At 61.0% G+C, this 10456-nt stretch carries 9 protein-coding genes; 7 read left to right on the top strand and 2 right to left on the bottom strand.

Going from position 1 to position 10456, the window contains the following annotated elements; all coding sequences use genetic code 11:
* Window positions 1-105: 105 nt before the first annotated feature.
* From lsrR to KHQ24_RS15525, 3 genes are all read left to right on the top strand, one after another.
* Complete coding sequence (gene lsrR / locus KHQ24_RS15535) at window positions 106-1077, top strand: transcriptional regulator LsrR (RefSeq protein ID WP_004206105.1); 972 nt, start codon at window positions 106-108, stop codon at window positions 1075-1077.
* A gap of 37 nt (window positions 1078-1114) precedes the next feature.
* The gene (gene lsrK / locus KHQ24_RS15530; protein ID WP_102006757.1) at window positions 1115-2713 is read left to right on the top strand and encodes an autoinducer-2 kinase; all 1599 of its coding nucleotides are present in this window, start codon (window positions 1115-1117) and stop codon (window positions 2711-2713) included.
* A gap of 182 nt (window positions 2714-2895) precedes the next feature.
* The gene (locus tag KHQ24_RS15525; RefSeq protein ID WP_211777346.1) at window positions 2896-4917 is read left to right on the top strand and encodes an NADPH-dependent 2,4-dienoyl-CoA reductase; all 2022 of its coding nucleotides are present in this window, start codon (window positions 2896-2898) and stop codon (window positions 4915-4917) included.
* 107 nt (window positions 4918-5024) lie between these two features.
* Here KHQ24_RS15525 and rlmG read toward each other — a convergent pair whose 3' ends face one another.
* Together rlmG and KHQ24_RS15515 are read right to left on the bottom strand one after the other, a co-directional pair.
* A complete protein-coding gene (rlmG, locus tag KHQ24_RS15520; RefSeq protein ID WP_048295620.1) occupies window positions 5025-6155 on the bottom strand; it encodes a 23S rRNA (guanine(1835)-N(2))-methyltransferase RlmG in 1131 nt (376 codons plus the stop codon).
* Between the two features lie 85 nt (window positions 6156-6240).
* Entirely contained in the window at window positions 6241-6948 is a 708-nt protein-coding gene (locus tag KHQ24_RS15515) for a B3/4 domain-containing protein (protein ID WP_065903892.1), read from the bottom strand.
* 43 nt (window positions 6949-6991) lie between these two features.
* Here KHQ24_RS15515 and KHQ24_RS15510 point away from each other — a divergent pair, with 43 nt between their 5' ends.
* The 4 genes from KHQ24_RS15510 (at window position 6992) to KHQ24_RS15495 (ending at window position 10421) form a co-directional block, all read left to right on the top strand.
* Window positions 6992-7594, top strand: a complete 603-nt coding sequence (locus KHQ24_RS15510; protein WP_043520967.1) for a helix-turn-helix domain-containing protein — start codon at window positions 6992-6994, stop codon at window positions 7592-7594.
* A 19-nt stretch (window positions 7595-7613) separates the two neighbouring features.
* On the top strand, window positions 7614-8114 hold the full coding sequence (locus tag KHQ24_RS15505; protein ID WP_062913589.1) for a M48 family metallopeptidase: 501 nt from the start codon (window positions 7614-7616) through the stop codon (window positions 8112-8114).
* Between the two features lie 73 nt (window positions 8115-8187).
* Window positions 8188-9177: a Gfo/Idh/MocA family protein gene (locus tag KHQ24_RS15500; RefSeq protein WP_043520968.1), complete on the top strand. Its 990-nt coding sequence runs from the start codon at window positions 8188-8190 to the stop codon at window positions 9175-9177.
* Window positions 9178-9449: 272 nt separating this feature from the next.
* Window positions 9450-10421, top strand: coding sequence for a TerC family protein (locus KHQ24_RS15495; protein ID WP_004188496.1), 972 nt, complete (start codon window positions 9450-9452; stop codon window positions 10419-10421).
* Window positions 10422-10456: the final 35 nt, after the last annotated feature.

Genomic DNA, 10456 nt, shown 5'->3' with positions numbered 1-10456 from the left:
GGAAAAAAGCGGCCAGAGATGAAAGATCCGTTTTGCCAGTCGGCTCACACTTTCCGGCCGCGCAATAGCGAACATATGATCTAAATTTTTATAAGAGTTCAATTTATGAGCGAAAAACGCATTACGGAAGACCATCGCTATGCCGGGCTGGCGTTAGCCGAGGAAGAGCTGGTGGCGCGGGTGGCGTGGTGTTACTACCACGACGGCCTGACGCAAAACGACATCGGCGAGCGTTTGGGGCTGCCGCGGCTGAAGATTTCCCGCCTGCTGGAGAAAGGCCGCCAGTCCGGGGTGATCCGCGTGCAGATCAACTCGCGCTATGAGGGCTGTCTGGCGCTGGAAAGTGAACTCCAGCAGCGCTTTGGCCTCAAGATTGCCCGTGTGCTGCCGGCGCTCAACACCCCGCCGATGAATACCCGGCTGGGGATCGGTGCCGCGCAGTCGCTGATGGGCATTCTGCAACCGGGACAGCTGCTGGCGGTCGGCTTCGGCGAAGCCACCATGAGCTGCCTGCAGCATCTCAGCGGCTTTATCGGCTCGCAGCAGGTGCGACTGGTCACTCTCTCCGGCGGCGTCGGCCCCTATATGACCGGCATCGGCCAACTGGATGCCGCCTGCAGCGTCAGTATTATTCCGGCGCCGCTGCGGGTCTCGTCGGCGGAGGTCGCTGAGATCCTGCGCCGCGAATCCAGCGTGCGCGATGTGATGCTGGCGGCGACGGCAGCGGACGCGGCGGTGGTTGGCATTGGCGCTATCGATCAGCGGCGCGACGCGACCATTCTGCGCTCCGGCTATATCAGCGAGGGCGAACAGCTGATGTACGCCCGCAAAGGGGCGGTCGGCGACATTTTAGGTTATTTCCTGCAGGCCGACGGCCGGCCGGTAGAAGGACTGGAGATCCATCGGGAACTGCTCGGCGTGACCCTTGATGAGCTGGCGCAGCTGCCGACCATCGTCGGCGTCGCCGGGGGAGAACAAAAAGCGCAGGCGATTCATGCCGCTCTGATTGGCAAGCGCATTAATGGCCTGGTAACGGAAGAGACAACAGCACGCGCGGTGCTCGCACTGGCCTCCTGACGGCCCGGCGCCGCGCGACAACAGTGAGGCGCATGTCATGAGTTACCTGTTAGCGTTAGATGCCGGGACCGGCAGCATACGGGCGGTCATTTTCGATCTTAATGGCCGCCAGCTGGCGGTGGGCCAGGCCGAATGGAAACACCTGAGCGTCGATAACGTCCCCGGCTCGATGGAGTTCGACCTTACCACCAACTGGCAGCTGGCCTGCCAGTGCATTCGCCAGGCTCTCGACGCCGCCCGGCTCTCTGCCGCCGATATTCAGTCCGTCGCCTGCTGTTCGATGCGCGAAGGGATCGTCCTCTATGACCGCAACGGCGAGGCCATCTGGGCCTGCGCCAACGTTGATGCCCGCGCCAGCCGCGAAGTGGCGGAGCTTAAGGAGATCCACGACTATCGTTTTGAATCCGAGGTGTACGAGGTCTCCGGGCAAACGCTGGCGCTCAGCGCCATGCCACGCCTGCTGTGGCTGGCGCACCATCGTCCCGATATCTACCGCAAGGCGGCGACTATCACCATGATCAGCGACTGGCTGGCGGCGAAGCTTTCCGGCGAGCTGGCGGTCGACCCGTCAAACGCAGGCACCACCGGCATGCTCGATCTGTTCAGCCGCGACTGGCGTCCGGCGCTGCTGGATATGGCCGGGCTGCGCGCCGATATGCTCTCGCCGGTGAAAGAGACCGGCACGCTGCTGGGCGCCGTCACCGAAGCAGCAGCCCAGCAGAGCGGCCTGCGCGTCGGGACGCCGGTGGTGATGGGCGGCGGCGACGTGCAGCTCGGCTGCCTCGGGCTCGGGGTGGTACGCGCCGGGCAAAGCGCGGTACTCGGCGGCACTTTCTGGCAGCAGGTGGTCAATCTGCCGCAGGTGCGCACCGACCCGCAGATGAATATCCGCGTCAATCCTCACGTGATCCCCGGCATGGCGCAGGCGGAATCGATCAGTTTCTTTACCGGACTGACCATGCGCTGGTTCCGCGACGCCTTCTGCGCTGAAGAAAAGCTGATTGCCGAGCGTCTCGGCGTCGATGCCTATGCGCTGCTGGAGGAGATGGCCAGCCGCGTACCCGCCGGTTCCCACGGCGTGATGCCTATTTTTTCCGACGCCATGCACTTTAAGCAGTGGTACCACGCTGCGCCATCGTTTATTAACCTCTCCATCGATCCGGAGAAGTGCAATAAAGCCACCCTGTTCCGGGCCCTGGAGGAGAACGCGGCGATTGTCTCCGCCTGCAACCTGGCGCAGATTTCGCAGTTTTCCGGGGTGACTTTCGACAGCCTGGTGTTTGCCGGCGGCGGCTCTAAAGGCGCGCTGTGGAGCCAGATCCTCAGCGACGTCACCGGCCTGCCGGTGCGGGTACCGGTGGTCCGCGAAGCCACTGCCCTCGGCTGCGCCATTGCCGCCGGCGCTGGCGCCGGGCTGTACGGCGATATGGCCAGCGCTGGAGAAAAGTTAGTGAGCTGGCACCGCGAATTCAGCCCTAATCCGCAACATCGCGAGCTTTATCAGGAGATGATGAGTAAATGGCAGTCGGTGTATGCCGATCAGCTTGGTCTTGTCGATAGCGGGCTGACAACATCGATGTGGCAGGCGCCGGGTCTGGAACGCCGCCAGCGCGTTGCGTCTTCCCCGTCACCCTAACCACCGGTACCGATCCGCCTTTCTCCCTCTCCCTTTGGGAGAGGGCCGGGGTGAGGGGCAACGCTTCGCCGTTCTTTGAATCCCATCACAATCACCGCACTCCCCTTTTCCCTTTTTCTCCACGACGGCTAAATTAGTAACTCATCCGACCACATAACAATAATTTTACATTGGAAGCCATTATGAGCCGCTATCCGTCGCTTTTCGCCCCGCTTGAGCTGGGCTTCACCACCCTTAAAAACCGCGTGTTGATGGGCTCCATGCATACCGGTCTGGAAGAACTGCCCGACGGCGCGCAGCGGTTAGCGGCCTTTTACGCCGAGCGCGCGCGTCACGGCGTGGCGCTGATCGTCACCGGCGGCATCGCTCCCGCCCCGTCCGGGGTGACCATGGCCGGCGGCGCGGTGCTCAACGATGCCAGCCATCTGGCGCATCATCGCCAGATCACCGACGCGGTACATCAGGAAGGCGGTAAAATCGCCCTGCAGATCCTGCACACCGGGCGCTACAGCTACCAGCCCGCGCTGGTCGCCCCTTCGCCTCTGCAGGCGCCGATAAACCGGTTCACCCCTCATGAGCTGAGCCACGACGAGATCCTCACGCTGATCGATGATTTTGCCCACTGCGCCCAGCTGGCGCGGGAAGCGGGCTATGACGGCGTCGAGGTGATGGGCTCTGAGGGCTATCTGATTAACGAATTCCTCGCCGCGCGCACTAACCAGCGCAGCGATCAATGGGGCGGCGATTACGCGCGCCGTATGCGATTCGCCGTTGAAGTGGTCAAGGCCGTGCGCCAGCGCGCCGGTCACGATTTCATTATCATCTACCGCCTATCGATGCTCGATCTGGTCAACGACGGCAGCACGCTGGCGGAAGTCACTGAACTGGCCAAAGCGATTGAAGCGGCGGGAGCGACCATCATCAACACCGGGATCGGCTGGCACGAAGCGCGCATTCCAACCATCGCCACGCCGGTACCGCGCGGCGCCTTTAGCTGGGTCACCCGCAAGCTGAAAGGCGCGGTGTCGATCCCGCTGATCACCACCAACCGCATCAACGATCCGCAGGTCGCGGAGGATATTCTCGCCCGCGGCGATGCCGATATGGTATCGATGGCCCGCCCGTTCCTCGCCGACGCCGAATTTATGTCAAAAGCGCAGAACGATCGTGCCGATCAGATCAACACCTGCATCGGCTGCAACCAGGCGTGTCTCGATCGGATCTTCGTCGGCAAAGTCACCTCCTGTCTGGTCAACCCGCGCGCCTGTCATGAAACCCTGATGCCGGTCCTGCCTGCCAACGCGCCTAAACGGCTGGCGGTGGTCGGCGCCGGGCCGGCCGGTCTGGCCTTTGCCGTTAACGCCGCCGCCCGTGGCCATCAGGTCACGTTGTTCGATGCGCTGCCGGAGATCGGCGGCCAGTTTAATATCGCCAAACAGATCCCTGGCAAAGAGGAGTTCCACGAGACGCTGCGTTACTACCGCACCATGCTCGATCTTAACGGCGTCGATCTGCGCCTGAACACCCGCGTTACGGCAGATGATCTGCTGGCTTTCGATGAGACGATCCTCGCCACCGGTATCGCCCCGCGCCTGCCGGCGATCGCCGGGATCGATCACCCCAAGGTGCTCAGCTACCTGGATGTCTTGCGCGACAAAGCGCCGGTTGGCGCGAAGGTGGCGATCATCGGCTGCGGCGGCATCGGCTTCGACACCGCGATGTACCTAAGCCAGTCGGGCGTGGCCACCAGCCAGGATATCGGCGAGTTCTGCCGCGAATGGGGTATCGATACCAGCCTGCAAACGGCGGGAGGGCTGAGTCCTGAGGGCCCGCAACTGAGTCAAAGCCCGCGACAAATTGTGATGCTGCAGCGCAAAGCGAGCAAACCGGGCGAAGGGCTCGGCAAAACCACCGGCTGGATCCATCGCGCGACGCTGCTGGCGCGCGGCGTGAAAATGATCCCGGGGGTCAGCTATGAGAAGATCGATGATGAGGGGTTACATGTGACTATCGGCGGTGAACGCCAGCTGCTGGCGGTGGATCATGTGATTGTCTGCGCCGGTCAGGAGCCGCGCCGCGAGCTGGCGGAACCGCTGCGCGAGGCAGGGAAAACGGTGCATTTGATCGGCGGCTGCGACGTGGCGGCGGAGCTGGATGCGCGCCGGGCGATTGCCCAGGGCACGAAGCTGGCGCTGACGATTTAGCCGTGTCCCGGGGGCGGCGCGATGCGCCTTCCCCGGGCTACCACGATAATCCCGCACGCTAGCCCGGCTAAGGCGACAGCCGCAAGCCGGGTAAACTGCGACAAGCATCAGCGCTGCTTACGCACCTTGGTCGCTTTCAAAATGACGAACTTATTGTTCGTCGCAATCGTCGTGCAATTACCAAACGCGCGCTTCAGCTTACGGAAGTAATCGAGGTGGCGGTTGCCGACGACGTACAGCTCGCCGCCGTATTTCAGGCTGCGGCGGGCGTCGTTAAACATCTGCCAGGCAATATGGTCGGTAATGGCGTGCTGCTGATGGAACGGCGGATTGCACAGGATCGCCGTAAAGCGGTCCGGCTCAATGCCGGAGAGCGAGTTGTTGACCATAAATTCACAGCGGTCGATATCGTCCGGCAGGTTGTGCTCGACGTTCAACCGGCTGGAAGCCACCGCCATGTGCGACTCATCGGTGAACATGACCCGCGCGTTCGGGTTCTGCGCCAGCGCCTGCAGGCCAATCACCCCGTTGCCGCAGCCGAGATCGGCGATCTCGCCTTCTAAATTTGACGGTAAATGCTGCAGGAAGAAGCGCGCGCCGATATCCAGACCGCTGCGGGCAAAAACGTTGGCATGGTTGTGGATGGTCCACGGCGTGCCGTCCAGCTTCCAGCTGTAGGTTTGCGGCGCATCGGCCAGCTCAGGGGCGGTGAAAACGCAGTGGATCAGACGCGCTTTTTTCCATGCCAGCGAGGTGGTGGTGGTACCGAGAATTTTTTCAAACAGCGCCAGCGTCGAGTTATGCACATCGCGGGCTTTCGCCGCGGCGATAATACGGGTTTCCGGCGTCACCACTTGGCGCAGGGCGCGCAGCTGCTGTTCCAGCAGCGCCAGCTGCTTTGGCACCTTAATCAGCACCAGCGCCGGCGCGGCCGGCAGCGGGCTCAGGCTATCCTGAAAGCGCACGCTCTCTTCATCAATGCCGTTCATCCGCAGGTTGTGGCGGGTCGCCAGCTCGGAAATAAAGGAATCGTTGATGCTGACGGGGTTGCGCTCCGCCAGCGCGCAGGCGAGCGCGCCGAAGCCGTCGTTGAAGATGAGCGTCAGGCCGTCGACGTCATTCACCTGTTGCAGCAGATATTCATCCGCCGCTTCCCACGCCTGAAGCGCTTCTTCTTCAGCGTTAGGTGGGAACCGCTCTAATGTGAATAACTCACCGTTTAACTCTGCCTGGCTCATCGCCTCTCCGCCTCCGGAATAGTAAAACCCGCGAGTTTATACGCAAATCCTGTCCAGTTGAAGAGAGATCGCTGATCATCGCCGCTCAGCGTAGATCGCCCTCGTCATCGGCTTGCAGCAGCGTTATCGACGCGCGGGCACCGGGCATCAGCTGCTGCAGATAGCCTACCAGCCGCTCTCCCGCCTCTTGCAGGGCCGACAACGGCATCGCCGGCAGGCTTTCGAGAATAAACCACATCGTCTGCGCGCCGCTGTCCAGCCGGGTACGTACGCCCTGTCGCCAGTTCCAGCGTCGGCAGGTTACGCCTATATCATCCCGCCAGATGACTTCGCCCGGCTCCGGATATTCCACCACCGGCTCCGCCGATTTTAGCGTATCGAATGGCTCATCGCCGCGGGCAATGGCCAGCCGCGGTTCGCCACGGTAGGCGGCCAGATTTTCCCCACCGACCGGGACGGCATAGCGAATGCTGATCGCGTTGTAGATATCCACTACCGGATCGATGGCCGGCAGGCTCCCCTCTTTCAGCACCCGCTTGCGCAGCGCCTGCGCCGAACAGGGGGTACGTTTCGCCTTCGCGCCGAAGGCGCTGAACGCTTCATCCCATGCTGCCAGGTGCGCTTGCGCCCAGGGCACATCATCCTGCTGCACCGCCTGGCAGGCCTCGGCCAGCGCCTGTTCCGCGACGGCGGGATTGGCCACCGGCGCGCTCTCCACCACAATACTTAATGCCCGAAAGCCCGGCGCCAGGCGGCTGACCGCAGATTCGATTGACGGCGTTACGCTACGCATTCGATAATCCTGTAATGACCAATTTGTTTCATCATAGTGACCAATGAACGTAAAAGTCAATATAACGACCGATTCAGGATCTGATGTCGACCAGGTAAGTCGCGCCGTCGCCACGCGGCTGAAGGCCTACCGTAAAGCGAAAAAAATGTCGCTGGACGAGCTGTCGCGCCGGGCCAGCATCAGCAAAGGCATGCTGGTCGAGATGGAAAAAGAGGCCGCCAACCCCAGCATTGCGATCCTCTGCAAACTCGCCGCCGCGCTGGGCGTCTCGGTGGCGGATATTGTCAATGTGGCTAGCGAACCCGCGTTGCATATTATTCCCGCCGAGCAGATCCCCACCCTCTGGCAAGGGCCGCTGGGGGGCAGCGCCAGGCTCCTCGCCGGCACCGCCGGGCCGAATATGATAGAGCTGTGGCGCTGGGAGATGCAGCCCGGCGAAGCCTTTACCTCGCCCGGCCATCCGGCGACGACCTTCGAGCTGCTGCACGTGGAAGCCGGCGCGCTGACGCTGACGCTTGGCGAGACCTGCCGCACGGTGGCGGCCGGGGAATCCGCGGTGGCCCGTACCGAAACAGAGCACGGGTACCGGAATGCGGGACCCGCGCCGCTGGTCTTTACCATGACCGTGGCTGAACTGCCCTCCTGACAGACATAATGATAAGACGATGACAAAACTCATTTATTTACAGGGCTATCCTGAATCGCTGCTGGCGCAGGTGACCACGTTAATCGAGCAAGACCGCCTCGGCGAGGTGCTGCAAAAGCGCTATCCGCATGGGCACGACGTTAACAGCGATAAAGCGCTATATCAGTACACCCAGGATTTGAAAAACCGCTTTCTGCGCGGCGCGGCGCCGATCAACAAAGTGATGTATGACAGTAAGATCCACGTGCTGAACAATGCGCTCGGCCTGCATACCGCCATTTCCCGCGTTCAGGGCGGCAAGCTGAAAGCCAAAGCGGAGATCCGCGTGGCGACGGTATTTCGCGACGCGCCGGAGGACTTTTTGCGGATGATCGTGGTCCATGAACTGGCGCATCTGAAAGAGAAGGAGCACAACAAAGCCTTCTACCAGCTGTGCTGCCATATGGAGCCGCAGTACCACCAGCTGGAGTTCGACACCCGCCTGTGGCTGACGCACCTTTCGTTAAATCGTTCTGCGTAGTCACGCACTGGTTTTGTCATGGGGGCATGATAGAGTGACGACAGGTTCCCTTTAATGGAGTTCGTCACCGTTTATGATACGTTTCGCAGTTGTTGGCACAAACTGGATCACTAAGCAGTTTGTCGATGCCGCCCATGAAACCGGCAAATATAAACTTACCGCCATCTACTCCCGCAGCCTCGAACAGGCGCAAGCCTTCGCCAATGACTATCCGGTCGAGCATCTGTTTACCTCGCTGGAGTCGCTGGCGCAAAGCGACGCCATTGACGCGGTGTATATCGCCAGCCCGAACTCCCTGCACTTCCCGCAGACGCGGCTGTTCCTGAGCCACAAAAAGCACGTCATTTGCGAAAAACCGCTGGCGTCGAATCTGCAGGAGGTCGAGGCGGCCATCGCGGTGGCGAAAGCCAACAACGTGGTGCTGTTTGAAGCCTTCAAAACCGCCAGCCTGCCCAACTTTCTGCTGCTGAAGGAAACCCTCGGCAAAGTGGGTAAACTGCGTAAAGCTTTCATTAACTACTGCCAGTACTCTTCGCGCTACCAGCGCTACCTCGACGGCGAAAACCCCAACACCTTTAATCCGGCGTTCTCCAACGGTTCGATTATGGATATCGGCTTCTATTGCCTGGCGTCCGCTGTGGCGCTGTGGGGCGAACCGCGGGCCGTTCATGCCACCGCCAGCCTGCTGGACAGCGGCGTGGACGCCCAGGGCACCGTGGTGCTGAGCTATGACGACTTCGACGTGACGCTGCATCACTCCAAGGTGAGCGACTCGGCGATCCCCAGCGAAATTCAGGGGGAAGAGGGGGTACTGGTGATCGAAAAAATCTCCGAGTGCCAGAAGCTGGCGTTTGTGCCGCGCGGCGGCAAAGCCCAGGACCTGACGCAGCCGCAGCATATCAATACTATGCTGTATGAGGCGGAGACCTTCGCGCGGCTGGTGGAAACAGAGGATGTCGACCATCCGGGCCTGGCTGTGAGCCGTATCACGGCGAAACTGTCGAGCGAAATTCGTCGCCAGACCGGGGTGATCTTCCCGGCCGATACGCAGCCGCTGGCGTAAAAGAGTGTAAAGGCCCGTCTGGCCGCCATTGACGAAAACCGCCTCGTGACATATTTTGTTACGAGCAAAGGGGAGTAACTTCCTTGCCGGCCGATCGTCATTACGATGCGTGTAATACCGCATCCGGTCGCCGGGCAATCACCAAAGCCCATCGCGATGAACTTTGGTTGTTGTAAGTGAGACCTTGCCGGAAGGCGAGGTCTATGCATAAAAGCGCAGCGGCTGCCGTCTTCCGACGTCAGCCGTTTTTGTTTTTATGTAAGGAATATCAAATGAATACTGTCGGCACGCCGTTGCTATGGGGTGGATTCGCTGTCGTCGTCGCGATCATGTTGGCGATCGACCTGCTGCTTCAGGGACGACGCGGTTCGCATAGCATGACCATGAAGCAGGCCGCTGGCTGGTCTATCCTCTGGGTCACACTTTCTCTGTTGTTCAACGCCGCGTTCTGGTGGTATCTGGTGCAAACCCAGGGCCGCGCCGTCGCCGATCCGCAGGCCCTGGCCTTCCTCACCGGTTATCTGATTGAAAAAGCGCTGGCGGTCGATAACGTCTTCGTCTGGCTGATGCTGTTCAGCTACTTCGCCGTGCCGCCTGCTCTGCAGCGCCGGGTGCTGGTGTATGGCGTCCTCGGGGCGATTGTTCTGCGCACCATTATGATCTTCGCCGGCAGCTGGCTTATCTCCCAGTTCGACTGGCTGTTGTACGTCTTCGGCGCCTTCCTGCTGTTTACCGGCGTGAAGATGGCGCTGGCGAAAGAGGACGATTCCGGCATCGGCGACAAACCGCTGGTGCGCTGGATCCGCAGCCATCTGCGAATGACCGATAAAATCGAGAGCGAGCGCTTCTTCACCCGTAAAAATGGGGTGCTGTTCGCCACGCCGCTGCTGCTGGTGTTGATTCTGGTCGAGCTGAGCGATGTGATATTCGCCGTCGACAGTATCCCGGCGATCTTCGCGGTCACTACCGACCCGTTTATCGTGCTGACCTCGAACCTGTTTGCCATTCTCGGCCTGCGCGCCATGTACTTCCTGCTGGCGGGGGTCGCTGAGCGCTTCTCGATGCTCAAATATGGCCTGTCGGTGATCCTGGTGTTTATTGGCGTGAAGATGCTGATCGTCGACTTCTACCATATCCCGGTCGCCATCTCGCTGGGGGTCGTGGGCGGCATCCTGACCGTCACGCTGTTGATTAACGCCTGGGTCAACAAGCAGCACGACAAGCAGCGCAAACTGCCTGAATAACCTGCCTGGCGCGCCGTCGGCTCCCGCTGGCGGCG

This window comes from Klebsiella sp. 54 (assembly GCF_018223875.1).
GTDB classification, from domain to species: Bacteria; Pseudomonadota; Gammaproteobacteria; order Enterobacterales; family Enterobacteriaceae; genus Klebsiella; species Klebsiella quasipneumoniae.
The sequence above is the reverse complement of the archived record's forward strand: the minus strand, read 5'-3'. Positions and strand labels throughout refer to the sequence as shown.